Raw genomic sequence first — 26905 nt, 5'->3', positions numbered from 1 at the left:
TCGGAATTGAGCAGACGGGTTATTCGTCGTCGTCGAAGTTGTAGCTGCCTGGCGCGAGGTTTTCGAAGCGGGTGTACTTACCGATGAACGCCAGGCGGATAAAGCCGATGGGACCGTTCCGCTGTTTGCCGATAATGATCTCGGCAATGCCCTTGTGCTCGGTCTCGGGGTGATACACCTCGTCGCGGTACACGAACATGATCACGTCGGCGTCCTGCTCGATCGCTCCGGATTCCCGCAAGTCGGAGTTCACCGGGCGCTTGTTGGGACGTTGTTCCAGGGAACGGTTGAGCTGGGACAGCGCCACCACCGGGCAATTGAATTCCTTGGCCAAGGCTTTCAAGGACCGAGAGATCTCGGAAATCTCGTTGGTCCGGCTGTCACCGCTGGAGCCCGGGATCTGCATCAACTGCAAGTAGTCGATCATGATCAGCGCGATGTCGCCGTGTTCACGCACCAGGCGGCGGGTACGTGCACGCATTTCCGAAGGACTGATGCCCGCGGTGTCGTCGATGAACAGCTTGCGGTCATTGAGCAGGTTGACCGCTGAGGTCAGGCGCGGCCAGTCGTCGTCTTCCAGCTGGCCGGAACGCACCTTGGTCTGGTCGATACGCCCCAGGGACGAGAGCATACGCATGATCAGCGACTCACCTGGCATCTCCAGGGAGTAAACCAGGACGGTCTTGTCGCTGCGCAACACGGCGTTTTCCACCAGGTTCATCGCGAAGGTGGTCTTGCCCATGGACGGACGACCGGCGACGATGATCAAGTCGGACGGCTGCAGGCCGCTGGTCTTCTCGTCGAGGTCGGTGTAGCCGGTGGAAATACCGGTGATGGCCGCGTCAGTGTTGAACAGCGTGTCGATACGGTCGATGGCCTTGGTCAACAGCTCGTTGACGCCCACCGGGCCGCCGGTTTTCGGGCGGGCCTCGGCGATCTGGAAGATCTGGCGCTCGGCCTCGTCAAGGATCTCTTCGGCGGTGCGCCCTTCCGGGTTGAAGGCGCTGTCGGCAATCTCGGTGCTGATGCCGATCAGTTGGCGCAACGTGGCCCGCTGGCGAACGATCTGGGCGTAGGCCTTGATGTTGGCGACGGACGGCGTATTTTTCGCCAGCTCACCGAGGTAGCCGAGGCCGCCGACCTGGGAGGTCTGGCCTTCCTTGTCCAGTTGCTCGGCCAAGGTCACCACATCGATAGGTGAGTTCTGGTCGGCCAGCTTAGCGATGGCGCGGAAAATCAGGCGGTGGTCATGGCGATAGAAGTCACCGTCCGAGACTTGATCCAGCACGCGTTCCCAGGCGTTGTTGTCCAGCATCAAACCACCGAGCACAGCCTGTTCGGCCTCGATGGAATGCGGCGGCACCTTCAGGGCAGCGGTTTGCAGATCGTATTGCTCAGGAGCTGAAATATCGTTCATGGCCACTTGGAATTAGGGGTGTGTAGAAAAACAAAAGGCACGACCTGTAAACAGGATCGTGCCCGATGTTAACCGCCTGACACCGGGGGTGCCAGTCAGTTAGCTTGCTTTAAGCTGCTACCACGACAACGCGTACGGTGGCTTCAACTTCGGCGTGCAGGTGCACGGCTACGTCGAATTCGCCTACGTTGCGGATGGTGCCGTTCGGCAGACGAACTTCGCTCTTCTGCACTTCAACGCCGGAGGCGGTCAGTGCATCAGCGATGTCGTGGGTGCCGATCGAACCGAACAGCTTGCCTTCGTCACCGGCGGTGGCAGTGATAGTCACTTCCAGCTCAGCCAGTTGGGCAGCGCGAGTTTCGGCCGAAGCTTTTTTGTCTGCTGCTGCTTTTTCCAGCTCAGCACGACGCTCTTCAAACGCAGCCAGGTTGGCAGCGGTTGCAGCGGTGGCTTTGCCGTATGGCAGCAGGTAGTTACGACCGTAACCGGCCTTAACGTTCACTTTGTCGCCCAGGTTGCCCAGGTTGGCGACTTTTTCCAGAAGGATCAGTTGCATGTGAAAATCCTCTAACTTTTAACCTTCACCGTTCGCGTTATCGGCGTCTTTCGGCGCCAGACGACCGCGAAAATCAATCAGGCCGTCGACAATGGCCAAAACCACGAGTAACGGATAGATCAGTTGCATGAACACCAGCATCGTTACGTACATCCCCACCAGCCAGAACTTGGCCAGGCGCTTCTGCGCGACCAGCCCATGCATCAGGGCCAGTCCGGAAAACACCAGCGGTACGCTGCAAAACAGCACCAGCAAGGCGGCGTGTGAACCGAAGTACGGTCCGACCACCATGAGTGCCAGCAGCAACATCGCCGGGCCCACGGGGATTCTGATACTGCGAAACTCGCGACCAAAACCACCCGGGTTGTACAACAACGCCTGCCAATAACGCCCAAGCATCAGGCTCAGCAAACTGACGATCTGCATCATTACCGCCATCAGGCCGATCAGGGCCGGTGCAATCAGTGTTGCCAGTCGCGCTCGCTCTTCTACCGACAGCTGCTGGTAGAGTTCCCCGAGGGCCATCGGCAGGATCTTGACGATCTCTTGCGACAGCGCCTCGATCTGCGGGCGGAAAGCCGCGTCAATCAACACCGAAAACACCAACCCCAGTGCCACGCTGACCAGCAGCGTGCGGACCCAGGACTCACTTGCGCGCAAAACCAACGCAAGGCTCGACGACCCCAGCAGCACCAGAAGCACTTTGGGTTCGCCCAGTTGCAGCCACCAGATCAAGGCAGCCACGACTCCCAGGGCCAGGACGCCAATGGCATCCTGCAAACCGCGCCGCAGGAGCACAAGGCATCCAGCGGCAGCACCCAACCAATACAACAACGGCAATCCTGCACATCCAGCCACTACCAGAGTGGCCTGCACACGACCGCGCATGATGAACTCAGCTAAGGCGCGCATGCATTCAATCCCTTACTACTTGTCGACTGCCCGGTCTCAGCGGCCGTGGCTGTCGGTGTAGGCCAGCAGGGCCAGGAAGCGGGCGCGCTTGATAGCGGTGGCCAGCTGACGCTGATAACGTGCTTTGGTACCGGTGATACGGCTTGGAACGATTTTGCCGGTCTCGGATACGTAGGCTTTCAGAGTGTTGAGATCTTTGTAATCGATCTCTTTCACGTCTTCAGCGGTGAAGCGGCAGAATTTACGACGACGGAAGAAACGTGCCATTTGATAGGCTCCTTAAAAGGTCCGTGGATTACTCGTCAGCGTTATCGCTGTTGTCGCTGTCATCACTATCAGCGCTATCAGCGCCTTCGTGCTCAGGACGGTCGCGACGCTCACGGCGCTCACTGCGGTTTTCTTCAGCCTTGAGCATCTCGGATTGGCCGGTAACGGCTTCTTCGCGACGGATGACCAGGTTACGGATCACAGCATCGTTGTAGCGGAAGTTGTCTTCCAGCTCGGCCAGGGCCTTGCCAGTGCACTCAACGTTCAGCATCACGTAGTGAGCCTTGTGAACATTGTTGATTGCGTAGGCCAGTTGACGACGGCCCCAATCTTCCAGACGGTGGATTTTGCCGCCGTCTTCTTCGATCAGCTTGGTGTAACGCTCAACCATGCCGCCGACTTGCTCGCTTTGATCCGGGTGGACCAAAAAGATGATTTCGTAATGACGCATGAATGCTCCTTACGGGTTGTAGCCTGCCGCTCAAAAACGGTCAGACAAGGAGTGAATGACACTTATGGATCTTGCCACGGGGAGGCACATCGGTGCCCGCCTGGAAGGCAAGGGGCGCAATTGTAGAGAAGGGGGAGAAGCGGCGCAAGGTGATTGGTGATTATTTGAACAATGGTTACTGACACCGGAAACCAATGTGGGAGGGAGCTTGCTCCCGATAGCAGTGTGTCAGCCAAACATCAGCTGACTGATACACCGCAATCGGGAGCAAGCTCCCTCCCACATTTTGGTTCTGTGCCAGGCTCGGGATTACTTCTTGGCCTTGGCCTTGGCGCCACGCTGGCGCTGGGCTTCGAACAGGCACACGCCGGTGGCGACCGACACGTTGAGGCTGCTGACGCTACCGGCCATCGGCAGATGCACCAGGTAATCGCAATGCTCGCGAGTGAGGCGGCGCATGCCCTTGCCTTCAGCCCCCATGATCAGGATGGTCGGGCCGGTGAGGTCCTGGTCATAAATACTGACCTCGGCCTCTCCGGCCGTGCCCACGACCCACAGGCCGCGCTGCTGGAGCTTCTCCAGCGTGCGCGCCAGGTTGGTCACAGCCACCAACGGAATCACTTCCGCCGCGCCGCATGCGACCTTACGCACGACGGGTGTCAGGGTCGCCGACTTGTCTTTAGGCACGATCACCGCCAGCGCACCGGCAGCGTCCGCCGAACGCAGGCAGGCGCCGAGATTGTGCGGATCGGTCACGCCGTCCAGCACCAGCAGCAATGGCGCACCTTCGGTACGGTCGAGCAGCTCGTCGAGCATCGCCTCGCCCCAGACCTGGCTCGGACTGACATCCGCCACCACGCCCTGGTGGACGCCCTCGACCCATACGTCCATTTCGCGACGCTCGGCCTGGCCGATGGCAACCTTGTTTTGGGTCGCCAGCTCGACCAACGCTTGCACGCGCGGCTCGCTGCGGCCTTCTGCCAACCACACTTGCTTGACGCGTTTAGGGTGGTGACGCAGCAGTGCTTCTACGGCGTGGACGCCGTAGATTTTTTCCAGACTCATGACTTGGCCTTAGGTTTGCGCGACCCGCCGCTTTTCGCGGGAGCCGAACCCGCTTTGGGCGGGCCTTTACGGTGTTTACTAGGCTTGCTCGACGGATTTTCCGCCCCGCGGGACTTTCCCCCAGACGCCGCTTTACCACCGCTTTTGGCTTCGTTGAGCAACTGCTGCTTCAACTCGCGGCTCTTGCGCAGCTCGGCGTTTTTCGCCGCAGCGTCGCTTGGGCGGTAGGCTTCGGGGGCCTTTTCCTTGGTCGACGAGCGACGACCGGCCTTGGCTGGCGCAGGCTCGGCGGCCGTTGCCTTAGCGGGCGCAGCCTTGCCTTTACTGGCCGGTTCGCTGCCACGCTTTTTACGGCTGCCAGGCGATTCGGCTGGCTTGTCAGACATGCCGAAGTCGATCTTGCGTTCGTCGAGGTCGACACGCATGACCTGCACTTCCACGGTATCACCAAGGCGGAAGCTACGGCCGGTGCGCTCGCCCGCCAGGCGGTGATGCACAGGGTCAAAGTGGTAATAGTCACCCGGCAAGGCGGTGACATGCACCAGGCCTTCGACGTAGATGTCGGTCAGCTCGACAAACAAGCCAAAGCCGGTCACGGCCGTGATCACGCCAGGGAAGGTCTCGCCCACACGATCTTTCATGAACTCGCACTTGAGCCAGTTCACCACGTCGCGGGTGGCCTCGTCGGCACGGCGCTCGCTCATGGAGCACTGCTCGCCCAACTGTTCCAGGGCCGCTTCGTCGTACGGATAGATCCGTGCCTTCGGAATGGTCATCGCACCGGCGCGCTTGACGTGCGGCGTGTTCTGCTTGGAGTGGATCACGCTGCGGATCGCGCGGTGCGTGAGCAGGTCCGGGTAACGACGAATCGGCGAGGTAAAGTGGGTGTACGCCTCGTAATTCAGGCCGAAGTGGCCCTGATTGTCGGCGCTGTACACCGCCTGGCTCAGGGAGCGCAGCATGACGGTCTGGATCACGTGGTAATCCGGACGGTCCTTGATGCTGGCGAGCAGAGCCTGGTAGTCCTTCGGCGTCGGGCCGTCCTTGCCTTTGTGCAGGGACAGGCCGAGCTCTCCGAGGAAGGCGCGCAGTTTTTCCAGACGCTCAGGCGGCGGACCGTCGTGCACACGGTACAACGCAGGAATCTCATGCTTCTTCAGGAATTCAGCCGTGGCCACGTTGGCCGCCAGCATGCACTCCTCGATCAGCTTGTGCGCATCGTTACGCGTGGTCGGGGTGATCGCGGCAATCTTGCGCTCGGAACCGAAGACAATCCGGGTTTCCTGGGTTTCAAAATCGATCGCGCCACGGGTATGACGTGCGCCCAGCAACACCTTGTACAGCGAGTAAAGCTGCTTGAGGTGCGGCACCACATCAGCGTACTCGCTGCGCAGAGCCTTGGCTTCGCTGGTCTTCGGCGTTTCCAGGATGGTGCTGACCTTGTTGTAGGTCAGACGCGCCTGGGAGTGGATCACCGCTTCGTAGAACTGGTAGTCGGTCATTTCGCCGGTTTTCGAGATGGTCATCTCGCACACCATGGCCAAACGGTCGACTTTCGGGTTCAGGGAGCACAGGCCGTTGGACAGCTGCTCAGGCAGCATCGGGATCACGCGCTCAGGGAAGTACACGGAGTTGCCGCGTACCTGGGCTTCGTTATCCAGGGCCGAACCGATCTTCACGTAGCTGGACACGTCGGCAATCGCGACGAACAACTTCCAGCCCCCGGAGAACAGGCGCAGCTTGCCGGGCTTGGCCTCGCAGTAGACCGCATCGTCGAAGTCGCGGGCGTCTTCGCCGTCGATGGTGACAAACGGCAGATGGCGCAGGTCGATGCGTTTTTCTTTGTCTTTCTCTTCCACTTCTGGCTTGAGCTTGCCGGCTTCTTTCAGCACAGCCTCGGGCCAGACGTGAGGAATATCGTAGGTGCGCAGCGCAACGTCGATTTCCATGCCCGGCGCCATGTAGTTGCCGACCACTTCAACGATGTCGCCCTGTGGCTGGAAGCGCGCCGTTGGCCAGTGGGTGATCTTCACCTCAACGAACTGGCCGACCTTGGCGGCGCCATTACGGCCCGGCGTGATCAGCACTTCCTGCTGGACCTTCGGGTTATCCGGCACCACAAAGCCGATGCCGCCTTCCTCGAAGTAACGGCCAACGATGGACTCGTGGGCGCGGGATACCACTTCGACAATGACGCCTTCACGGCGACCGCGACGGTCCAGGCCGGAAACCCGCGCCAGGGCACGGTCACCATCGAACACCAGGCGCATTTGCGCCGGGCTCATGAACAGGTCGTCGCTGCCGTCATCCGGAATCAGGAAACCGAAGCCGTCACGATGGCCGGCAATGCGCCCCAGGATCAGGTCGAGCTTATCCACAGGCGCGTAAGTGCCACGGCGGGTATAGATCAGTTGAGCATCGCGCTCCATGGCACGCAAACGGCGGCGCAGGGCTTCGAGCTGGTCTTCGGTGGTCAGACCGAATTCTTCAACCAACTGCTCGCGGCTAGCAGGCGAACCCCGATCGGCGAGATGCGCCAGGATCAGTTCGCGGCTAGGAATAGGGTTTTCATATTTTTCCGCTTCACGAGCGGCCTCGGGATCGAGGGACTGCCAATCGGCCATTAGAGAGTTTTCACCTTGTCTATATGCGGGTTAGTTTGGCATACGCGTATTGAAACGGGAAATTTCAGACGCCAACAAGCCTTTAAAAGCCCTTTGCAGCCCCCGACGAGCAGCTTGCACGACCATTGGCGAAATTTTCCAGGATTTTTTCGTGGCGGGGGTTTACAGCTTAATGACCCCTCCGTATAGTGCGCGCCATCGACGACGGCAACGTTGTTGGATAATGCCCAGGTGGTGAAATTGGTAGACACGCCAGCTTCAGGTGCTGGTGATCGCAAGGTCGTGGAAGTTCGAGTCTTCTCCTGGGCACCAAATTCAGATTAAACCCGCGAAAGCGGGTTTTTTCGTTTCAGGCCTTTGATTTTTAACGGAAAACTTGATTTATTTTTTCGAATCAGGGGTTTACAGATCAAAAAGGCCTCCGTATAGTTCGTTCCATCAACAGCGCAAGCGTTGCTGATAATGCCCAGGTGGTGAAATTGGTAGACACGCCAGCTTCAGGTGCTGGTGATCGCAAGGTCGTGGAAGTTCGAGTCTTCTCCTGGGCACCAAATTCAGATCAAACCCGCGAAAGCGGGTTTTTTCGTTTCCGGGCCTGAAAAACTTCCCCAGCGATTTGCCCCTCGCCCGCACCTGAGAAGCTTTATCGTTTATCCTTGCAATGATTTGTTGCACATAAGCGAGGAAAACTTCGGATGACCATCCGCGATACCCGTCTCAAGACATCTCTTCTGCGTGGCCTGACCCTCACTCTGCTCGGCCTGACCCTGCTCTCGCCCACCGCTTATTCCGCCGACAAGGTTTCCCTGACCTTGTACAACGGCCAGCACAAAGAAGTCGGCGATGAACTCGCCAAAGCCTTCGAGGCCAAGACCGGCATTCATGTCAACGTACGCAAGGGCAGCAGTAATCAGCTCGCCAGCCAGGTCGTTGAAGAAGGCGACCGCTCGCCTGCCGACGTGATCTACACCGAAGAATCGCCACCGCTGAACAAACTCGGCGAACAAGGCCTGCTGGCGAAAATCGACGCCAGCACCCTCGATGTATTACCCAAGGACTATGTCGGCGCCAATGGCGACTGGATGGGCGTGACCGCGCGCACTCGCGTTGTGGCCTTCAACCCGAAACTGATCGCTGAAAAAGACCTGCCGAAATCGGTCCTGGATTTCGCCGGCCCCGAGTGGCAAGGCAAGGTCGGCTTCGTGCCTACCAGCGGCGCTTTCCAGGAACAGGCCGTGGCGATTATCAAGCTGCACGGTCGTGAAGCCGCCGAAGAATGGCTGACCGGCCTGCGCGCCTTCGGCAAGGTGTACAGCAACAACATGGTCGCCCTCAAAGCTGTTGAAAATGGCGAAGTGGCTACCGTGCTGGTGAACAACTACTACTGGTTCGCCCTGAAAAAAGAAAAAACCAACCTGGATTCCCAACTGCATTACTTCACCAATGGCGATGCCGGTGGCTTGATCACTGTGTCTTCGGCGGCGGCGCTGAAGTCCAGCAAGCATCCCAAGGAAGCCCAGCAACTGCTGGCATTCATGGCCAGCGAAGAAGGCCAGCGCGTGATCACCAACACCTCGGCCGAGTACCCTCTGCGCAAAGGCATGGAATCCAACCGCGGCCTCAAGCCTTTCAGCGAGCTGCAACCGCCGAAAGTCACCCCTGCCGACCTGGGCAACGCCGAAGAAGCCCTGGACCTGGAACGTGACGTTGGCTTGAACTGATGAACCCATCGCTACCCGCCCCTGCCCTGCGCGGGGGTTTCAGCCCAAGGCCCAAGCGACCGTCGATCTGGCTGTTGTTGCCGGTACTGTTTTTGGTCGGCTTGAGCCTGCTGCCGCTGGCCTATGTCGGGCTCAAAGCCTGGCAGGCCGGCTGGGCGGAAGCGGTACACCTGCTATGGCGGCCGTATGTGTTCGGGTTGCTGCGCAACACCTTGGCGTTGATGGTCGGGGTGACGGTCACGTGCGCCGTAATCGGCCTGTCCCTGGCCTGGCTGCTGGAGCGTAGCAACCTGCCAGGGCGACGCATCTGGGGTGTGATCCTGTGCCTGCCATTCGCGGTACCGGCGTTTGTCAGCAGCTTCACCTGGGTGTCGCTGAGCGCGAGTTTCGAAGGGCTCGGCGGCGCCATCCTGGTGATGAGCCTGTCGAAATATCCGCTGGTTTTTCTGCCGGTGGCAGCGACCCTGCGCAATCTTGACCCCTCCCTGGAGGAGTCGGCCCGCACCCTGGGGCTGAATCGCTGGGGCGTGTTCTTTCGCATCACATTGCCGCTGCTGTGGCCGTCGCTACTGGCCGGGGCATTATTGATTGCACTGCATATGCTGGTGGAGTTCGGCGCGCTGTCGATCATCGGCTTGCAAACTTTTACCACCGCGATCTACCAGCAGTTCGAACTGGAATTCAGCAATGCCAACGCCGCGATGCTCTCGGCGGTGCTGTTGGTGATGTGCCTGACGCTGCTATGGCTGGAATTGCGGGTCCGCGGCAAGGGCCGGCATGTGCGTATCGGCCAGGGCGCGGCGCGGCATGCGGAGCAGGTTCGACTGGGTCAGTGGGCACCCTTGGGCCAGGTGTATTGCCTGGCGTTGGCGATCATCGGCAGCGGGATTCCGCTGGGGATGCTCGGTTACTGGTTGGCAGTGGGATCTTCCGCAGCATTCCCGGTGGCAGAGATCGGCGAGGCATTGCTGTCCTCATTGGCGCTGTCCCTGGCAGGCGCCGCGCTGTGCCTGGTATTGGCCGTACCGGTCGGGTTGCTGGTGGTGCGCTACAAGGGCCGGCTGGCGATCTGGGCCGAACGCCTACCGTACCTCCTGCACGCCCTGCCAGGCCTGGTGATTGCGCTGACCCTGGTGTATTTCGCCCTGCACTATGTGCCGGCGCTGTACCAGACCTCCGCGCTGTTGCTGATTGCTTATGCGCTGCTGTTCTTGCCGCTGGCCCAAGCGCCGATTCGCACAGCGTTGAACAAGGCTGCGCCGCAGCTTGAAGACGCTGCGCGCACGCTGGGCGCCTCGTCGTTCAGTGCATTTTGCCGGGTGACCTTGCCGATTATCTTCCCGGCGCTCGGCGCAGCATTTGCACTGGTATTCCTGGATGCAATGAAAGAACTGACGGCGACGCTGCTGCTCAGTCCGACCGGGCTCAATACCCTGGCGACGGCGGTGTGGGCGCACACCTCGAATGTGGAATTCGCGGCGGCGGCGCCCTATGCAGCACTGTTGATCCTGGTGTCTGGGTTGCCGGTGTATGTGCTCACGACGCGGATATACCTGAGCCGCTGAGACCGCTATCGCGGGCAAGCCCGACTCCCACCTTTGGAATGCATTCCAAGGTGGGAGCTGGACTTGCCCGCGATGACGCCGTAACAGGCGACGCTAGGCCCGGAACTGCCCCAGGCTCGCCTTCAACTGCGCTGCCAATCCATCCAGCACCTTGCCACTGGCGGTGGTCTCCTGCACCGCCTGGGCGGCACGTTCGGCCTGGGCATGGATGACCTCGACCCGACCACGCACCGCATGGGCACCCTGGGCCTGGTGCTCTGCCGCACGCGTCGCCAAGCCTATCGCGGCATGCACCTGCTCCACCGAAGCCTGCACCGTCTGCTGCAGGCGCACGCTGTCGCGCAGTACCAGCAAACCTTCACTGGCCTGGCGCCCGGCCTTGCCGATGGTGTCCACCGCTTCCCGCGCGCCCTGCTGCAACGCCACAATATGCGCCTGGATATCGCCCGTGGAGCTTTGGGTCTTGCTCGCCAACGCCCGCACTTCGTCCGCCACCACGGCAAAGCCGCGTCCGGTTTCACCGGCACGCGCCGCTTCGATTGCCGCATTGAGCGCCAGCAGGTTGGTTTGCTCGGCGATACCATGAATCACGGTCAACACCACCTCGATCTGCTCGCTTTGCTGGGCCAGCCGCTCGATCACCTGGGACCCCGCCTGTACCTGGCCTGCCAACGCTTCGATCAGGCTGCCGACCTCGGCTGAAGTGCGCGAGTTCTCATCGGTCGCCTGGCGAATATCCACGACCTGCTGCAACGCCGCCTGCATCGCATGGCTTTCGGCCTGTGCCTCGTCGGCCATTTGCGACAGTGCGCGCAAGCTCTCGGCCACTTCATCGCGCTGCAAGCCGGCCGCTGCGTCAGCACCGGCATTGCGCAAGGTCATGGCACCGATTTCCACACCCGTACGCTGGGCCACATCCCCGGCTTCGCGCACGATGGGCTGCAACTTATCCACAAAGCGATTGACCGCCGAGGCCATGTCGCCGATTTCGTCCTTGCTGCTGATTTGCACGCGCTTGGTGAGGTCGCCCTCGCCCGCAGCCAAGTCATCCATGGCCGCGATCAGCAACTTCAGGCGATTGACTACCCGGCGCCCCAGCACGATGGCGATCAACAGCAATACACCCAAACCGACCAGCGCGAGCCCCATGCCGATACGCCAGCGCAAGGTGCCAGCAGCGTCCTGGACGGCGCCGGTGGTATTGGCGGTCATCTGGGTTGCAGTGGCCTGTGCGGATTGCAGGCGGGCGCCCATGGCGGCAGCGCTATCAGCCGCCGCGCCCTTGAGACTGTCGCCCACCAGCTGGTCACCACTGGCGATCAGTGCGGCGAAACGCTTATCCAGCGCCACCAGGTCAGCCTCCACCGCGGCAGTGGAAACCCCCATGCGCACCTTGCCGATCTCCACGCCATTGGGGCTGATGGACGCTTCGACATAAAACACAGAAGGGTCGTCTTTCGCCGCGTTCAACACTTTATCCAAGGCGCGGTCACCCTTGCCCTTTTCCAACAACGCCTGGTTGATCGGGTTTTCACGATTGAGGTAGCGGGTCAAATGCTCACCCGCCGCGTCGTCATACACTACGAACAGCACGTTGGGATTACGCTGGGCACGCCGGGCGAACTCCGACAGCGTCGGCACGTCGCTGTCCCACATGGCACGCGGCGCCACCGAGGCCAGCAGCTGCGCCATGTCATTGGCGGAGTCCTGCAGGTCTTTTTCCAGGGTCGCACGCAGCTGCTTCTGCTCTTCCTGCAGGCGGGTTGAAAGCCCCGCGGTCAGACGCTGACGGGTACTGGTCGACAAGCTGTCCAGGCTGGATGTGACTTCTTTACCAGCCTGGGCCAGCTCAGCCGACAGTTTCTGGCTGTCGATACCCAGGCGATTGCCCAGATCAGCCTCCAGCGCCGTGACCGTGCTGCGTGTGAGAGCAACCGCCACCAGCACTTGCACCAAAAGAGCGATACCTAGGGTAACGAACACCGGCCGCAACAGACGGCTTTGTAACAATGAGAGAACGGCAGACATCGGGAATCCCTCGACCACGGGTGCCATTAATTTGATAGCACCGCGAAAGAGAGAACCGAAGCAAAGGTCGTGCCGCCCGAACGACAGAAACGACAAAGGGCTCCCCGAGGAGCCCTTTGCTTTTTACATCAACAGCTTATTAAGCGAACGGGTGACGCAGAACGATGGTTTCGTTGCGGTCCGGACCTGTCGAAATAATGTCGATCGGTGCGCCGATCAGCTCTTCAACACGCTTGATGTAGGCACGGGCGTTCGCTGGCAGTTCTTCCAGGGTTTTGGCACCCACGGTCGATTCGGTCCAGCCCGGCACTTCTTCGTACACAGGCTGCAGACCTACGTAGCTGTCAGCGTCAGTCGGGGCCACATCTTTACCTTCTGCGTCTTTGTAGCCGATGCAGATGTTGATGGTTTCCAGACCGTCGAGCACGTCCAGCTTGGTCAGGCAGATGCCCGAGATGCTGTTCACATCGATAGCGCGACGCAGAATAACCGCGTCGAACCAGCCGCAACGACGAGCACGGCCGGTGGTCGCGCCGAACTCGTGACCTTGCTTGGCCAGGTGCGCACCGACTTCGTCGAACAGCTCAGTCGGGAACGGGCCCGAACCTACGCGAGTGGTGTAAGCCTTGGTGATGCCCAGGATGTAGTCCAGGAACATCGGGCCAACACCCGAACCGGTCGCAACGCCACCCGCAGTGGTGTTGGAGCTGGTCACGTACGGGTAGGTACCGTGGTCGATGTCCAGCAGCGAACCTTGGGCACCTTCGAACATGATGTCTTTGCCAGCGCGACGCAGGTCGTGCAGCTCGGCGGTCACGTCCAGCATCAGCGGCTTGAGCAGCTCAGCGTATTCCTTGCACTCGGCCAGGGTCTTTTCGAACTCGATGGCTGGCTCTTTGTAGTACCCCACCAGCATGAAGTTGTGGTAATCCACCAGTTCACGCAGCTTGTCTTCAAAGCGCGGCATGTTGAGCAGGTCGCCCACACGCAGGCCACGACGTGCAACCTTGTCTTCGTAGGCCGGGCCGATGCCGCGACCGGTCGTACCGATCTTCAGCTCGCCACGGGCCTTTTCACGGGCCTGGTCCAGCGCAACATGGAAGGACAGGATCAGCGGGCAAGACGGGCTGATACGCAGGCGCTCACGCACCGGTACGCCTTTCTCTTCCAGCTTGGTGATCTCACGCAGCAGGGCGTCAGGTGCAACCACGACGCCGTTGCCGATCAGGCACTGCACGCCTTCGCGCAGTACACCCGACGGGATCAGGTGCAAGACGGTTTTTTCGCCATCGATGACCAGGGTGTGGCCAGCGTTGTGACCACCTTGGTAGCGCACTACGGCGGCAGCATGTTCGGTCAGCAGATCAACGATCTTGCCTTTGCCCTCATCACCCCATTGGGTGCCCAGGACTACGACATTCTTACCCATAACACTTGTCCTCATTCGCGCAAACTTGGTGCCGGCGATGGCCGGCAGGAAAACTCAAGAAGCCAGTGGCGATACTTGCCAAAGCCCGTTCTGCAGAATCAATTGCCGGTCGCAGTCCGCTTCACGGGCGGCGGCCAATGGTTGCCCAGGCAAAGCCTGGACGACACGCTGACCCTCACTGCGCAACTGGCAAACCTGCTGCCAGAGTGCTGCGTCCGTACTGTCGGGCATCCAAATGCCACCAGACGGTAGCTCGACCTCAGCACGCCCCAGGGTCACCAGGGTTTTCAAATCGGTGGAGAAACCAGTGGCCGGACGCGCCCGACCGAAGTCGGCGCCGATATCGTCATAACGACCACCTTGGGCGATGGCCTGGCCAACACCCGGTACAAATACCGCGAACACCACACCGGTGTGGTAGTGGTAGCCGCGCAACTCACCCAGATCAAAGTACAGCGGCAGCTCCGGGAAGCGCGCCGACAACTGCTCGGCAATCGCCAGCACGTCGTCCAGCGCAGCCAGTACCGGCGCCGGCGCGTTGGCCAGGCGCTGACGCGCGGCGACCAGCACTTCACGGCCGCCGCACAGGTTGACCAATGCACGCAGCATGTCAGCCAGATCGGCAGGCACACCGGCGGTCAGGGCGATCACTTCATCGATGGCCTTGCGTTGTAAGGCATCGAAGAGCTGCTGTTCCACTTCACCGGACAAACCAGCCGCACGGGCCAGGCCACGGTAGATACCCACGTGTCCCAGGTCCATGTGAACATCCGGCACATCGGCCAATTGCAGCATGGCCAGCATCAAGCTGATCACTTCAACATCGCTGCTCGGGCTGGCATCGCCGTACAACTCGGCGCCCAGCTGGATCGGGCTCCGGGACGACGACAACGCACGCGGCTGTGCATGCAGCACGCTGCCGGCATAGCAAAGACGGCTCGGACCTTCGCGGCGCAGGGTATGCGCATCGATACGCGCCACTTGCGGCGTGATGTCGGCACGGAAACCCATTTGCCGGCCCGACTGCGGGTCGATGACCTTGAAGGTGCGCAGATCCAGGTCCTGGCCCGCGCCGGTCAGCAGGGATTCCAGGTACTCGATATGGGGGGTCACGACAAACTCGTAACCCCAGCTCTGGAACAGATCCAACACCTGGCGACGCGCTACTTCAATGCGCGCAGCTTCTGGTGGCAGTACTTCTTCGATGCCATCTGGCAGCAGCCAGCGGTCTACCGTTGCCATTACGCCATTCCCCTTTGATCCGGGCGGCCAGCCCTCGGCCGAGCCTTGAGTGAAGCAGAAAACACCCGCCCCCTGCATAAACCACGCGCAAGAGCGACGTGACGAACGGCCTGCAATCGGCCTCGTCGGGCACTTTCCTCGAAAAACCTGTCACGCCTGCCGAATCAAACATGCAGACGCAAAAAAGCCGGGAATTTCCCGGCTGCCGCATCATACACCCGTTTTCTGAAAGGATCACCCCGCCAGGCGTTTTAGCCGCCCGACGGAGATGACACCTACAGAATCACAGGCTGGTTACTTGGACTTTTCCAGGTAGCGGAAGAAGTCGCTGCTTGGGTCCAGCACCATGACGTCGGTTTTGTTCGCGAAGCTTTCACGGTAGGCGCGCAGGCTACGGTAGAACGCGTAGAACTCCTGGTCCTGTCCGTAGGCCTTGGCGTAGATCGCCGCCGCTTGAGCATCGCCATCACCACGGGCCTCTTCAGACTCGCGATAGGCTTCGGCCAGCAGGACACGGCGCTGACGGTCGGCATCCGCTCGGATACCTTCAGCCAACTCGTTACCCTTGGCGCGGTGCTCACGGGCTTCACGCTCACGCTCGGTGCTCATCCGCTCGAACACGCTGCGGTTCACTTCCTTCGGCAGGTCGATAGCCTTGACCCGGACATCAACCACTTCGATGCCCAGCTCTTTTTCCGCCATCGTGTTCAGCGAACGGGTGATGTCAGCCATCAGCGCATCACGCTCACCGGAAACCACCTCATGCAGGGTGCGCTTACCAAACTGGTCACGCAGGCCCGACTCCAGACGGCGCGACAAACGCTCGTCGGCAATCTGCTTGAGGCCGGAGGTCGCAGTGTAGAAGCGCTCGGCATCCTTGACGCGCCACTTGGCGTAAGCGTCAACCATCACGGCTTTCTTTTCCAGGGTCAGGAAGCGCTGTGTCGGTGCATCCAGGGTCATCAGGCGGGCGTCGAACTTGCGCACCTGGTTGACGTAGGGGACTTTCACATGCAGGCCCGGCTGGACATCCGCCTGGACCACGCGACCGAATTGCAGCAGCACCGCACGCTCGGTCTGAGCCACGATGTAGAAGCAGTTCCAGGCAGCGATGACCACGACGACGCCCACAATCAGGGCGGTCAGCGATTTATTGCTCATCAACGACTCTCCCTGGTACGTGTTTGCTGTTGCAGCAAGTCAGCGGCCGCACGGGCGCTCGCTTCGTTGGCAGCGGCAGTGGAACCGGTGGACGGTGCGCTGGTGCTGCTACGACCACCTTCGATCATCTTGTCCAGCGGCAGGTACAGCAGGTTGTTCTGCCCACCTTTGCTGCCGGTCACGAGAACCTTGCTGGTGTTGCTGAAGACTTCCTGCATGGTGTCCAGGTACAGACGCTCACGCGTGACTTCTGGCGCCTTGCGGTACTCGGCGACCAACTTGGTAAAGCGATCCGCCTCACCCTTGGCACGAGAGACCACTTCGTCGCGATAACCGTTGGCGTCCTCGAGGATGCGCTGGGCCTGACCACGGGCTTCCGGCACGACGCCGTTGGCGTAGGTTTCAGCCTGGTTGCGCGAGCGCTGCTCGTCTTCACGGGCACGGATCACGTCATCGAAGGCTTCCTGTACTTCGCGCGGTGCGGCTGCGCTCTGTACGTTCACCTGGGTGACGGTAATACCGGTGCGATAGGTATCGAGGAACCGTTGCAGGCGCTCCTTGATCTCGCTGGCCATCAATTCACGCCCTTCGGTCAGCACCTGGTCCATCGCGGTAGAACCGACGACATGGCGCAGGGCACTTTCGGTAGCGTGTTGCAGGCTGATTTCCGGCTGATCAACGTTCAGCACGAAGTCCTGCAGGTTGCTGATCTTGTACTGCACGGTCAGCGGCACTTCGACGATGTTCTCGTCTTCGGTCAGCATCTGGCCCTGCTTGGTGTAGGCACGCTCACGCGTGACGTTTTCCATGTACTTCTTGTCGATCGGCGGGAAATAGATGTTCAGGCCAGGGCCGACAGTCTCGTAGTATTTGCCGAAGCGCAGCACCACGGCTTGCTCCTGCTCGTCCACCACGTAGACGGCGCTGTACAGCCATACGGCCGCCAGCACGACAAGACCCAGGCCCAGCAGGCCATAGCCGCCGCCCTTGCTTGTGCGACCACCGTCGTCACCACCCCGTTTTTTTCCACCACCGAACAACCCATTCAGGCTTTCCTGCAGCTTTCGGAAGGCCTCGTCGAGATCTGGTGGCCCCTTGCGGTCGCCATTATTGCGGCGTTTACCACCCCAAGGATCCTGATTATTCGAGTTGCCACCCGGCTCATTCCAAGCCATAGCGCTCTCCATCTGATAAAGCAAAGACGCACCCACGGCGCGCCGACCAATGCTACAGAATGCCTGCCACCGCGGCACAACCGCTTTAGGAGGCTTTTATTGCAAAGTGTGTTGTTCGATGAACTCTGCCGGTACAACGCCTTCACGGCTGACCAGCCGATTCAGCTCCGAGCGCGGCAATCGAACGGCCAGCAAGCTGACACCTTCTTCGTCGTGTTCTTCTTTCTGCACCGCACCCAGCTCGAAAAACTGTGCACGCAGTCGAGCAAAACGCTGGGGCAAGCGCAAGGTGCCGACGAACAAATCGCTGCCAAGCAACTCGGCAATGGCTTGTTCAAGCAACTCAAGACCACTGCCATCACGCGCCGACAGCCAGACCCGCTGGGGCTTGCCGTTCTCATCGCGCTGGATTTGTGGCTCAACGCCTTCAAGCAAATCGAGTTTGTTATAGACCTCGAGGATCGGCAAGTCCTGGGCACCGATCTCGCCCAGTACCAGCATCACCTGTTCAATCTGCAACATGCGATCCGGTTCGGCCGCATCGATCACGTGCAACAGCAGGTCGGAGTTGCTCGACTCTTCGAGCGTAGACCGAAATGCCTCGACCAGCTTGTGCGGCAAGTGACGAATGAAACCTACGGTGTCGGCCAGGACAATCGGCCCCAGGTCGTCCAGATCCAGACGACGCAAGGTCGGGTCGAGGGTGGCGAACAGTTGGTCGGCCGCGTACACGTCCGATTTCGTCACGTTATTGAAGAGTGTGGATTTGCCGGCGTTGGTATAGCCCACCAGCGACACGGTCGGGATATCCGCACGGGAACGACCCCGTCGTGATTGCTCACGCTGGCTGCGTACCTTCTCCAGGCGACCCTTGATCTGGCGCAGGCGAACCCGCAACAGGCGTCGGTCGGTTTCGAGCTGGGTTTCACCCGGACCACGCATGCCGATGCCGCCACCTTGACGCTCAAGGTGAGTCCAGCCGCGGACCAGGCGGGTGCTCATGTGATCAAGCTGGGCCAGTTCGACCTGGAGCTTGCCTTCATGGGTACGGGCGCGCTGGGCGAAAATATCGAGAATCAGACCGGTACGGTCGATCACGCGACACTCGAAGACACGTTCGAGGTTACGTTCCTGACTGGGCGTGAGGACGTGATTGAAGATCACCAGATCGGCTTCTTCGGCGTGCACCAGGTCGCGCAGTTCCTCGACCTTGCCGCTGCCAATCAGGAATTTGGCGGTTGGCCGATGACGCGGTACGTTAAAAAACGCAACGGTCTCGGCGCCGGCCGAATTTGCCAACTCCTGAAACTCCTGCGGATCTTCGCGCGCCTCAGGGTCCTGTCCATCCAAGTGAACGAGGATTACTCGCTCACCACCACCGTGGCGCTCAAAGAACAAAGGAGACTCCTATCAGGCGTTACCTGGCTCAGCGTCAGCTGCATCATCACCTGCTGCGCTAGGCAGACGGATTGGACGAACTGGAACGACTGTCGAGATAGCGTGCTTGTAGACCATCTGGCTGACGGTGTTCTTCAGCAGGATCACGAACTGGTCGAACGACTCGATCGTGCCCTGCAGCTTGATACCGTTGACCAGGTAGATGGAAACCCCCACTTTCTCTTTACGTAAAGTATTCAAGTAAGGGTCTTGTAGCGAATGCCCTTTTGACATGTGCCGCACTCCTTTAAGGATCAATAATAAAAAAATCGGAAAATAGATAGCTTATGGCCGTCACACCCCCAAGGATAGACGGCAATTGCAGGGACTCAGCTCAATATGGAGACCGTTCCCAAGTATTTCAAGGCGCGTGACAGATTGTCGCTGTCCAGACTGTCCAGCCAGTGCAAATCGCTCCAGCTGCGCAACCAGGTGAACTGGCGTTTCGCCAATTGGCGCGTGGCAATGATGCCGCGTTCCTGCATTTCGGCTGACGTCAGCTTGCCATCCAGATGATCCCAGACTTGACGGTAGCCTACAGCACGTATCGAAGGTAACCCTGGGTGCAGGTCACCTCTGGAACGCAGAGCTACGACCTCGTCCACAAACCCCTGTTCCAACATAATTGTGAATCTTTGTGCAATTCGTTCATGCAGCACCTGGCGATTTGCCGGAGCGATGGCCAGATTCGCCACAGTATAGGGCAATTGTGATGCGCCAGATGCGCCTGCGTCAGCACTTTGCGCACTTTGTTTCAGCCGGTGTTCAGTCATGGTCTGCCCGCTGACACGCCAGACCTCCAAGGCGCGAGTGAGGCGCTGGGGGTCATTGGGGTGAATGCGCGCGGCAGATATTGGGTCTACCGACGCCAACTGGTCGTGCAAGGCTTGCCAGCCAAGGCGTGCAGCCTCTTCTTCCAGTTCGGCGCGCACCTGGGCGTCGGCCGGCGGCATGTCCGCCAGGCCCTCCTGCAAAGCCTTGTAATAGAGCATCGTGCCGCCCACCAGCAGCGGAATATTGCCTCGCGCGGTGATGTCAGCCATGGCAGCCAGGGCGTCTGTGCGAAAATCCGCGGCCGAATAGCTCTCTGACGGGTCGATGATGTCGATCAACTGATGCGGATACTGGGCCAGCAGCGCTTTTGATGGCTTGGCGGTGCCGATGTCCATGTCCCGGTAAACCAGGGCCGAGTCGACACTGATCAGCTCGCACGGCAGCACCTTGGTCAGCTCGATGGCCAGGTCGGTCTTGCCGGCGGCCGTAGGGCCCATCAGGAAGATGGCGGGGGGCAAGGCACTCATCAACGGCCGCGCAGGAAGAGTTTGTCCAGATCGTCCAGGCCCATCTGGGTCCAGGTCGGTCGGCCATGGTTGCATTGCCCGCTGCGTTCGGTGTTTTCCATGTCGCGCAGCAGGCCGTTCATTTCCGGCAAGGCCAGGCGGCGATTGGCGCGAATGGCACCGTGGCAGGCCATGGTGCCGAGCAGTTCGTTGATGTGGGCCTGGATGCGGTCACTGGTGCCGTATTCCATCAGGTCAGCCAGTACGTCGGCCACCAGCCGGTTGGCCTCGGCCTGCTTGAGCAGCGCAGGAATCTGACGGATGGCCAGGGTTTCCGGGCCCAGGCGCTGCAGTTCGAAGCCCAGCCTCTGGAACACGCTGTGGTGCTCTTCGGCACAATCGGCCTCGCGCTGGCTGACTGCCAGCGACTCCGGCACCAGCAGCGGCTGGCCGCTGAGGCCTTCGCTGGCCATGGCAATCTTGAGGCGTTCGTACATGATCCGCTCGTGGGCGGCGTGCATGTCCACCAGCACCAGGCCATGGGCGTTTTCCGCCAGGATGTAGATGCCCTTGAGCTGCGCCAACGCGTAGCCCAACGGCGGGATATCTCCACCGCCTTCCGGCAGGGCAACCGGCGCGCCCGGTTCAGCACCCGGCAGCGGCGCGAAAAACTCGCGGTAAGCAGCCTGGGCCTCAGCCACCGGCACCGCCGACTGTGGACGCGGGGTGTATTGGTATTGATAACCCGAGCCGGCGCCGGCATTCGGCGCGGTATAGGACGGTTGCGACTGCGGCGATTGCAACAGGTTGGCCGCCAGGCTCATTTCGCCCTGGGGGCCAAACTCACCGGCTTGCGGGCCACTCGGGCGGACCACGGCCGTCACAATGGGCGCGGCCAATTGATCGTCTGGGCGCACATCACCCAGGGTGCGGTGCAAGGTGCCATAGAGGAAGTCGTGCACCATGCGTCCGTCACGGAAGCGCACTTCGTGCTTGGTGGGGTGCACGTTAACGTCCACCACCGACGGGTCGACCTCAAAAAACAGCACAAACGTTGGGTGCCGCCCGTTGAACAGCACATCGCGATAGGCCTGGCGCACCGCGTGGGCCACCAGTTTGTCGCGCACCGCACGGCCATTCACAAAGAAATACTGCAAGTCCGCCTGGCTGCGGGAGAAGGTCGGCAAGCCGACCCAGCCCCACAGCCGCAGGCCATTGCGTTCGATTTCAATCGGCAGCGCCTGCTCCAGGAACCCCGGCCCGCAGATCGCCGACACACGGCGAGCACGCGCGGCGTCATCGTGGGCTTCGTGCAAACTGAGGATGGTCTTGCCGTTATGACGCAAGTGAAACGCCACGTCGAAGCGGGCCAAGGCCAGGCGTTTGATGACTTCCTGCAGGTGATCGAATTCGGTTTTTTCGGCCTTGAGGAATTTACGCCGCGCCGGGGTGTTGAAGAACAGGTCGCGCACTTCCACCGAAGTACCGACGGGATGGGCTGCCGGCTGGACCCGAGGTGCCATGTCGCGACCTTCGGTTTCCACTTGCCAGGCCTGCTCGGCGCTGCGAGTGCGAGACGTCAGGGTCAGGCGCGCCACAGAGCTGATAGAGGCCAGGGCCTCACCGCGAAAGCCCAGGCTCATCACCCGTTCCAGGTCTTCCAAGTCGCGAATCTTGCTGGTGGCGTGACGCGCCAAGGCCAGCGGCAAGTCGTCGGAAGAAATGCCGCTGCCATCATCACGCACCCGCAGCAGCTTGACGCCGCCCTGCTCCACGTCGACATCAATGCGCTTGGCGCCGGAGTCGATGCTGTTTTCCAGCAGTTCCTTGATCACCGATGCCGGACGCTCCACAACCTCGCCCGCCGCAATCTGGTTGGCAAGACGTGGGCTCAGCAGTTCGATGCGTGAGCCGTTGTCCAGAATGGATTCGCTCATTACTGTGCCGCCAATTCAGTGCCAGGGATGGTCAACACCTGGCCGACTTTCAATTCATCCGTCTTCAGGTTGTTGGCGCTGCGCAAGGTAGCGGCCGACACCTGGAAACGCACGGCCAGCATGGCCAGGGTGTCGCCGGGCTGCACGCGATGGTCGCGCGGGCCCTGAGCGATTTTCCCGGAGTCACGCAGCCAGGCGATATAGGTGCCCGGTGGCGGATTCTGCTGGAAGAACTGGCGAACACCGGCGCTGATGGAACGCGCCAGCGCCTGCTGGTGGCTGCCGGTCGCCAGTTTCGAGGCTTCGTTGGAATTGGAGATAAAGCCGGTTTCCACCAGGATCGAGGGGATGTCCGGCGATTTCAGCACCATGAAGCCCGCTTGCTCTACGCGCTGTTTGTGCAGCGGCGTAACGCGGCCGATATTGCTCAGGACCTTCTGGCCGACGTTCAGGCTGGACGTCAGCGAAGCGGTCATCGACAGGTCGAGCAACACACCGGCGAGCATTTTGTCCTTGTCATCGAGTGATACGTTGCCGGCTCCGCCGATCAGGTCGGAACGGTTTTCACTGTCGGCCAGCCAACGCGCGGTCTCGGAGGTAGCGCCGCGATCCGACAGGGCAAACACCGAGGCGCCAAAGGCTGCGGCCGAAGGCGCGGCGTCGGCATGGATCGACACGAACAGGTCGGCGCCCTTCTTACGGGCGATTTCGGTACGGCCGCGCAATGGAATGAAGTAGTCGCCGGTACGGGTCAGCTCGGCGCGGTAGCCTTTCATCGCATTGATCTGACGCTGCAGTTCACGGGCAATCGCCAGTACCACGTCTTTTTCATGCTGACCGCGTGAACCGGAGGCACCCGGATCCTCACCACCGTGACCAGCATCGATCACCACGATAATGTCGCGCTTGCCGGCCGGAGCCGGTGGTGGCGGAGGCAGCTTGACCTGCGGTTGCGACGGATTGACCGGAACCGCCGGGACAGTCGCAACGCTCGGGGGCGGTGCAGGTGGCGGGTTGGCATCGGCGGCATTGTCGAACAGGTCGACCACCAGTCGGTTGCCGTACTGGGCGTTAGGCGCCAGGGAGAAGCTTTTCGGGGTCACGACCTTTTTCAGGTCGATCACCACGCGCAGGTCGGTCGGTGTCCGTTGGGCCGAGCGCATGGCGGTAATCGGGGTATTGGCGGTGGACACTTTCAACGGCGCGGCCAGGGTCGCGCCGTTGATGTCGATCACCAGGCGATCGGGCGCCGTCAGGGTAAAGACGCTGTGCTGGACCGGCCCAGACAGGTCGAACACCAGTCGCGTGTTATCCGGCGCTCGCCACAGGCGCACACTTTTTACCTGTGAAGCAGCCAGAGCATTGACAGTCATTGCCGCAAGCAACACCCCCACGACAGCAACCAACGCGCGAAAGCGCATACCTAACCCCACCAATTATTTGAATTCCAATGCCAAAGCGGCGCACCACGACTGGCCGCGCGCGCTCTGGGGCAACAACTTCAACTGACGCCCGTGCTCATGCGGCGTAATGGTAATGGTCATGTCAGGCTTTGGCAAAAAGCCTGTGCCTTTATCTGGCCACTCAATCAGGCACAACGCATCGTCATCGAAGTAATCCCGGATCCCCATGTATTCCAACTCTTCGGGGTCCACCAGACGATAGAGGTCAAAGTGGAAGGCGCGCACCGCACCGATTTCGTAGGGTTCGACCAGGGTGAACGTAGGGCTTTTTACTGCCCCAGTGTGGCCCAACCCGCGGATAATCCCTCGGGACAACGTGGTCTTGCCCGCCCCCAAGTTGCCTTCCAGAAAGATCAGCCCTGTCCCCGCCGTCACCTGCGCAAGGCGTTGCCCGAACGCAACGGTGGCCTCTTCATCGGCCAGGAAAAGGATTACTTCAGACACGGCGACTGCTCCTCCAACAATTGACGAATGGCAGGTATCAAGTCGCTGGCAGCCAAGCCACGACCAAAGGTGCCCTGGCGATCGCCCGCCGTGGCGTGCAACCAAACCGCCAGACAGCTTGCCTCATAGGCCTGCATGCCCTGGGCCAGCAACGCGCCCACCAGGCCGGCCAGGACATCGCCCAGCCCTGCAGTTGCCATCGCCGGATGACCTTGTTCACACCGTGAAACTCGTCCGTCCGGGCTGGCAATCAAACTGCCAGCCCCCTTGAGGATAGCCACTGCATTGAATGTCTGGCTCAACGCGCGCGCCACCCTAAGACGATCGGCCTGAACCTCGGCTATCGAAATGCCCAACAACCGCGCGGCCTCCCCCGGATGCGGGGTGATCACGCAGTTGGCCGGCAAGCTGACGCTGCCGCTGGCGAGTTGGTTCAAGGCGTCGGCGTCCCAGACTTGCGGTTGCTTGGCGTTGGCGGCCACAGACAGCAGGCTTTTGCCCCAGGACGCGTCTCCAAGGCCAGGCCCGATCACAATGACCGAGATTTTTTCCAGCAGGCCCATCAGTTGGTTGGCCGAGCTCACACCCACCGTCATGACTTCCGGCAAGCGAGCCAAAGCAGCTGGCACGTGCTCCAGGCGCGTTGCCAGGGACACCATGCCCGCGCCACTGCGCAAGGCACTTTCTGCGCTCAGCAAGGCTGCGCCACCCAAGCCGCGGTCGCCACCTATGACCAACAGGTGGCCAAACCGGCCTTTATGGTCGTCCGGGGAGCGCGCCGCCAGCTGCGGCAAATGGCCGTGCAAGAGGGACTGTACGTCGGTTATTGCGTGTTTTGTCTGCGGCATGCGTCTTCGAGCTCCGATGTCTGGCAGAATTATACCTATCTAACCTGCGGTTTCCCTTGTCTCATGCCTGCCATCACCACCGATCTGCCCGCCCTCGCCCAATCGATCAAAGACTGGGGCCGCGAACTGGGCTTTCAACAAGTCGGCATCAGCGGCCTGGACCTCGCCGAGCATGAGCAGCACCTGCAACGCTGGCTCGACGCGGGCTACCACGGCGAGATGGAGTACATGGGCGCCCATGGCAGCAAACGCTCTCATCCCGATGAACTGGTGCCCGGTACCTTGCGCGTGGTGTCGCTGCGCATGGATTACCTACCGGGCGATACACAAATGGCCCAATTACTGGCCAAGCCGGAAAAAGCCTACATCTCGCGTTACGCCCTGGGCCGCGACTATCACAAGCTGATCCGCAAGCGCGTGCAGCAACTGGCCGACCGCATCCAGGCGCAGATCGGCCCTTTCGGTTTCCGCGCCTTTGTCGACAGCGCACCAGTGCTGGAAAAAGCCATCGCCGAAAAAGCCGGGCTGGGCTGGATCGGTAAAAACACCCTGGTACTCAATCGCAAGGCGGGCAGTTACTTCTTCCTCAGCGAGCTGTTTGTCGACTTGCCGCTGCCGATCGACGCGCCCCACAGCACTGAACACTGCGGCCGCTGCACTGCTTGCCTGGACATCTGCCCCACCAATGCCTTCGTCGGTCCCTATGTGTTGGACGCGCGACGCTGCATTTCCTACCTGACCATCGAGCTCAAACACGCGATTCCCGAGGACCTGCGCCCACTGATCGGCAACCGCGTGTTCGGCTGCGATGACTGTCAGATCGTGTGCCCGTGGAATCGTTTCGCCCGCGCTACCGGCGAAAGCGATTTCAAGCCACGCCACAATCTGGATAACGCAGAACTGGCCGAGTTGTTTATGTGGGACGAGGATAAATTCCTCAGCAGCACCGAAGGCTCACCGCTGCGTCGTGCCGGCTACGAGCGCTGGCTGCGCAATCTCGCGGTGGGCCTGGGCAATGCGCCGTCGAGCATTCCAGTGCTGGAGGCTTTGAAGGCACGCCGGGATTACCCGTCGGAACTGGTGCGCGAACACGTGGAATGGGCACTGAACCAGCACGCCAGCCGCTAGTGCACATCGTCGTTGTAGACGAACTTGGGCATTTCCCAGTGAAAACGGATCGCCAGCAGGCGCAGTAGAAAGCCGCTGAACAGGGTCAGCAGGATCGCTTGCTCGCTGGGCAGCTCCAGATAAAGGCACAGCATATAAAACCAGGCGGCGAGGAACGACACACTGGCGTACAGCTCGCGGCGAAAGATCAGCGGGATGTCGTTGCAGAAGATGTCGCGCAGGATGCCGCCGAAGACCCCGGTGATCACCCCGCTGACCGATGCCACCAGCATGCCGTGGCCCATTTCCAGCGCAGTCATGCAACCGATCAGGGTGAAGGCCACCAGGCCAACGGCGTCCAGCGCCAGGAACAGCGAGCGCAGGCGGCGCATCAGCGGTGCGATAAAGATCGTCACCAGTGCGGCAATGGAGGTCAGCACCAGGTATTCCGGGTGCTTGACCCAGGTCAGCGGGTAGTGCCCAAGCAGCACATCACGCACCGAACCGCCACCCAACGCCGTCACACACGCGATCAGCACCACGCCGAACCAGTCCATGCCACGTCGTCCGGCCGACAGCGCGCCGGTCATGGCTTCGGCGGTGATGGCGATGAGGTAGAGCATCAGCAGCATGATGGCGATCCTTGCAATGAGGCCGGCAGTCTAATCATTTGCTGATGGCACCAAAAGAGGGCGCTTGGCGAAAGACCGCGTCGACCCTACCGCAGGCGAGCCAGCTCCCCCATTTGTTCCGCGCGCGTCGTGACAAAACGGTCA

At 60.7% G+C, this 26905-nt stretch carries 23 protein-coding genes and 2 tRNA genes; 5 read left to right on the top strand and 20 right to left on the bottom strand.

Annotated features, from left to right (window positions below; genetic code table 11):
* Positions 1 to 19: 19 nt before the first annotated feature.
* The 7 genes from dnaB to rnr all read right to left on the bottom strand — a co-directional run bounded on the left by dnaB (position 20) and on the right by rnr (position 7292).
* Positions 20 to 1417 (bottom strand): replicative DNA helicase, encoded by a 1398-nt coding sequence (gene dnaB / locus AB4N92_RS14790; protein WP_010213597.1) that lies wholly within the window; start codon positions 1415 to 1417, stop codon positions 20 to 22.
* A gap of 109 nt (positions 1418 to 1526) precedes the next feature.
* Positions 1527 to 1973 (bottom strand): 50S ribosomal protein L9, encoded by a 447-nt coding sequence (gene rplI, locus AB4N92_RS14785; protein WP_003171376.1) that lies wholly within the window; start codon positions 1971 to 1973, stop codon positions 1527 to 1529.
* A gap of 18 nt (positions 1974 to 1991) precedes the next feature.
* Positions 1992 to 2885, bottom strand: a complete 894-nt coding sequence (locus tag AB4N92_RS14780) for a YybS family protein (protein ID WP_460127413.1) — start codon at positions 2883 to 2885, stop codon at positions 1992 to 1994.
* Positions 2886 to 2921: 36 nt separating this feature from the next.
* Positions 2922 to 3152, bottom strand: a complete 231-nt coding sequence (gene rpsR, locus AB4N92_RS14775; protein ID WP_002551829.1) for a 30S ribosomal protein S18 — start codon at positions 3150 to 3152, stop codon at positions 2922 to 2924.
* A 28-nt stretch (positions 3153 to 3180) separates the two neighbouring features.
* Positions 3181 to 3603, bottom strand: coding sequence for a 30S ribosomal protein S6 (gene rpsF / locus AB4N92_RS14770; protein ID WP_003236224.1), 423 nt, complete (start codon positions 3601 to 3603; stop codon positions 3181 to 3183).
* A gap of 309 nt (positions 3604 to 3912) precedes the next feature.
* A complete protein-coding gene (gene rlmB, locus AB4N92_RS14765; protein ID WP_010213600.1) occupies positions 3913 to 4668 on the bottom strand; it encodes a 23S rRNA (guanosine(2251)-2'-O)-methyltransferase RlmB in 756 nt (251 codons plus the stop codon).
* On the bottom strand, positions 4665 to 7292 hold the full coding sequence (rnr, locus tag AB4N92_RS14760; protein WP_021493243.1) for a ribonuclease R: 2628 nt from the start codon (positions 7290 to 7292) through the stop codon (positions 4665 to 4667). Before rnr ends, rlmB begins: the two co-directional genes overlap by 4 nt.
* 225 nt (positions 7293 to 7517) lie before the next feature.
* On the opposite strand from rnr, the gene AB4N92_RS14755 reads away from it, so the two are divergent.
* The 4 genes from AB4N92_RS14755 to AB4N92_RS14740 all read left to right on the top strand — a co-directional run bounded on the left by AB4N92_RS14755 (position 7518) and on the right by AB4N92_RS14740 (position 10578).
* Positions 7518 to 7604, top strand: a tRNA-Leu gene (locus tag AB4N92_RS14755).
* 152 nt (positions 7605 to 7756) lie between these two features.
* Positions 7757 to 7843, top strand: a tRNA-Leu gene (locus AB4N92_RS14750).
* Positions 7844 to 7987: 144 nt separating this feature from the next.
* Positions 7988 to 9013 carry an iron ABC transporter substrate-binding protein gene (locus tag AB4N92_RS14745; protein ID WP_010213602.1) on the top strand — a complete coding sequence of 342 codons (1026 nt, stop codon included), beginning with the start codon at positions 7988 to 7990 and terminating at the stop codon, positions 9011 to 9013.
* The gene (locus tag AB4N92_RS14740) at positions 9013 to 10578 is read left to right on the top strand and encodes an ABC transporter permease (RefSeq protein WP_010213603.1); all 1566 of its coding nucleotides are present in this window, start codon (positions 9013 to 9015) and stop codon (positions 10576 to 10578) included. Before AB4N92_RS14745 ends, AB4N92_RS14740 begins: the two co-directional genes overlap by 1 nt.
* Before the next feature lie 93 nt (positions 10579 to 10671).
* Here the strand turns inward: AB4N92_RS14740 and AB4N92_RS14735 are convergent, their stop codons facing one another.
* From AB4N92_RS14735 to AB4N92_RS14680, 12 genes are all read right to left on the bottom strand, one after another.
* On the bottom strand, positions 10672 to 12606 hold the full coding sequence (locus AB4N92_RS14735) for a methyl-accepting chemotaxis protein (protein ID WP_010213604.1): 1935 nt from the start codon (positions 12604 to 12606) through the stop codon (positions 10672 to 10674).
* A gap of 139 nt (positions 12607 to 12745) precedes the next feature.
* Positions 12746 to 14035, bottom strand: a complete 1290-nt coding sequence (locus tag AB4N92_RS14730) for an adenylosuccinate synthase (RefSeq protein WP_010213605.1) — start codon at positions 14033 to 14035, stop codon at positions 12746 to 12748.
* A 54-nt stretch (positions 14036 to 14089) separates the two neighbouring features.
* Positions 14090 to 15277, bottom strand: coding sequence for an ATP phosphoribosyltransferase regulatory subunit (locus AB4N92_RS14725; protein ID WP_010213606.1), 1188 nt, complete (start codon positions 15275 to 15277; stop codon positions 14090 to 14092).
* Between the two features lie 294 nt (positions 15278 to 15571).
* The gene (gene hflC, locus AB4N92_RS14720; protein WP_010213607.1) at positions 15572 to 16438 is read right to left on the bottom strand and encodes a protease modulator HflC; all 867 of its coding nucleotides are present in this window, start codon (positions 16436 to 16438) and stop codon (positions 15572 to 15574) included.
* On the bottom strand, positions 16438 to 17613 hold the full coding sequence (hflK, locus tag AB4N92_RS14715; RefSeq protein ID WP_010213608.1) for an FtsH protease activity modulator HflK: 1176 nt from the start codon (positions 17611 to 17613) through the stop codon (positions 16438 to 16440). The genes hflC and hflK overlap by 1 nt, the downstream gene beginning before the upstream one ends.
* A 96-nt stretch (positions 17614 to 17709) precedes the next feature.
* Entirely contained in the window at positions 17710 to 19011 is a 1302-nt protein-coding gene (gene hflX, locus AB4N92_RS14710) for a ribosome rescue GTPase HflX (protein ID WP_010213610.1), read from the bottom strand.
* 12 nt (positions 19012 to 19023) lie between these two features.
* Complete coding sequence (gene hfq / locus AB4N92_RS14705; protein WP_003171355.1) at positions 19024 to 19284, bottom strand: RNA chaperone Hfq; 261 nt, start codon at positions 19282 to 19284, stop codon at positions 19024 to 19026.
* Positions 19285 to 19379: 95 nt separating this feature from the next.
* The gene (miaA, locus tag AB4N92_RS14700) at positions 19380 to 20351 is read right to left on the bottom strand and encodes a tRNA (adenosine(37)-N6)-dimethylallyltransferase MiaA (RefSeq protein ID WP_010213612.1); all 972 of its coding nucleotides are present in this window, start codon (positions 20349 to 20351) and stop codon (positions 19380 to 19382) included.
* Positions 20351 to 22267: a DNA mismatch repair endonuclease MutL gene (gene mutL, locus AB4N92_RS14695; protein ID WP_236266916.1), complete on the bottom strand. Its 1917-nt coding sequence runs from the start codon at positions 22265 to 22267 to the stop codon at positions 20351 to 20353. The genes miaA and mutL overlap by 1 nt, the downstream gene beginning before the upstream one ends.
* Complete coding sequence (locus AB4N92_RS14690; RefSeq protein WP_010213615.1) at positions 22267 to 23688, bottom strand: N-acetylmuramoyl-L-alanine amidase; 1422 nt, start codon at positions 23686 to 23688, stop codon at positions 22267 to 22269. Before AB4N92_RS14690 ends, mutL begins: the two co-directional genes overlap by 1 nt.
* A 15-nt stretch (positions 23689 to 23703) precedes the next feature.
* Entirely contained in the window at positions 23704 to 24174 is a 471-nt protein-coding gene (gene tsaE / locus AB4N92_RS14685) for a tRNA (adenosine(37)-N6)-threonylcarbamoyltransferase complex ATPase subunit type 1 TsaE (protein WP_010213616.1), read from the bottom strand.
* Positions 24162 to 25022: an NAD(P)H-hydrate dehydratase gene (locus AB4N92_RS14680; RefSeq protein ID WP_010213617.1), complete on the bottom strand. Its 861-nt coding sequence runs from the start codon at positions 25020 to 25022 to the stop codon at positions 24162 to 24164. The genes tsaE and AB4N92_RS14680 overlap by 13 nt, the downstream gene beginning before the upstream one ends.
* 63 nt (positions 25023 to 25085) lie before the next feature.
* Here AB4N92_RS14680 and queG point away from each other — a divergent pair, with 63 nt between their 5' ends.
* Positions 25086 to 26150, top strand: a complete 1065-nt coding sequence (queG, locus tag AB4N92_RS14675) for a tRNA epoxyqueuosine(34) reductase QueG (protein WP_010213618.1) — start codon at positions 25086 to 25088, stop codon at positions 26148 to 26150.
* Here the strand turns inward: queG and AB4N92_RS14670 are convergent.
* Complete coding sequence (locus AB4N92_RS14670; protein ID WP_174555606.1) at positions 26147 to 26764, bottom strand: trimeric intracellular cation channel family protein; 618 nt, start codon at positions 26762 to 26764, stop codon at positions 26147 to 26149. The two genes, queG and AB4N92_RS14670, sit on opposite strands and share 4 nt — an antisense overlap.
* Positions 26765 to 26905: the final 141 nt, after the last annotated feature.

The sequence above is a fragment of the Pseudomonas sp. S3_A09 genome (genome assembly GCF_054668065.1).
The sequence above is the reverse complement of the archived record's forward strand: the minus strand, read 5'-3'. Positions and strand labels throughout refer to the sequence as shown.

Coding starts and splice junctions, on each gene's coding strand:
- dnaB (WP_010213597.1), bottom strand. CDS start 1,417: ATGAACGATATTTCAGCTCCTGAGCAATACGATCTGCAAACCGCTGCC.
- rplI (WP_003171376.1), bottom strand. CDS start 1,973: ATGCAACTGATCCTTCTGGAAAAAGTCGCCAACCTGGGCAACCTGGGC.
- AB4N92_RS14780 (WP_460127413.1), bottom strand. CDS start 2,885: ATGCGCGCCTTAGCTGAGTTCATCATGCGCGGTCGTGTGCAGGCCACT.
- rpsR (WP_002551829.1), bottom strand. CDS start 3,152: ATGGCACGTTTCTTCCGTCGTCGTAAATTCTGCCGCTTCACCGCTGAA.
- rpsF (WP_003236224.1), bottom strand. CDS start 3,603: ATGCGTCATTACGAAATCATCTTTTTGGTCCACCCGGATCAAAGCGAG.
- rlmB (WP_010213600.1), bottom strand. CDS start 4,668: ATGAGTCTGGAAAAAATCTACGGCGTCCACGCCGTAGAAGCACTGCTG.
- rnr (WP_021493243.1), bottom strand. CDS start 7,292: ATGGCCGATTGGCAGTCCCTCGATCCCGAGGCCGCTCGTGAAGCGGAA.
- AB4N92_RS14745 (WP_010213602.1), top strand. CDS start 7,988: ATGACCATCCGCGATACCCGTCTCAAGACATCTCTTCTGCGTGGCCTG.
- AB4N92_RS14740 (WP_010213603.1), top strand. CDS start 9,013: ATGAACCCATCGCTACCCGCCCCTGCCCTGCGCGGGGGTTTCAGCCCA.
- AB4N92_RS14735 (WP_010213604.1), bottom strand. CDS start 12,606: ATGTCTGCCGTTCTCTCATTGTTACAAAGCCGTCTGTTGCGGCCGGTG.
- AB4N92_RS14730 (WP_010213605.1), bottom strand. CDS start 14,035: ATGGGTAAGAATGTCGTAGTCCTGGGCACCCAATGGGGTGATGAGGGC.
- AB4N92_RS14725 (WP_010213606.1), bottom strand. CDS start 15,277: ATGGCAACGGTAGACCGCTGGCTGCTGCCAGATGGCATCGAAGAAGTA.
- hflC (WP_010213607.1), bottom strand. CDS start 16,438: ATGAGCAATAAATCGCTGACCGCCCTGATTGTGGGCGTCGTCGTGGTC.
- hflK (WP_010213608.1), bottom strand. CDS start 17,613: ATGGCTTGGAATGAGCCGGGTGGCAACTCGAATAATCAGGATCCTTGG.
- hfq (WP_003171355.1), bottom strand. CDS start 19,284: ATGTCAAAAGGGCATTCGCTACAAGACCCTTACTTGAATACTTTACGT.
- miaA (WP_010213612.1), bottom strand. CDS start 20,351: ATGAGTGCCTTGCCCCCCGCCATCTTCCTGATGGGCCCTACGGCCGCC.
- mutL (WP_236266916.1), bottom strand. CDS start 22,267: ATGAGCGAATCCATTCTGGACAACGGCTCACGCATCGAACTGCTGAGC.
- AB4N92_RS14690 (WP_010213615.1), bottom strand. CDS start 23,688: ATGCGCTTTCGCGCGTTGGTTGCTGTCGTGGGGGTGTTGCTTGCGGCA.
- AB4N92_RS14680 (WP_010213617.1), bottom strand. CDS start 25,022: ATGCCGCAGACAAAACACGCAATAACCGACGTACAGTCCCTCTTGCAC.
- queG (WP_010213618.1), top strand. CDS start 25,086: ATGCCTGCCATCACCACCGATCTGCCCGCCCTCGCCCAATCGATCAAA.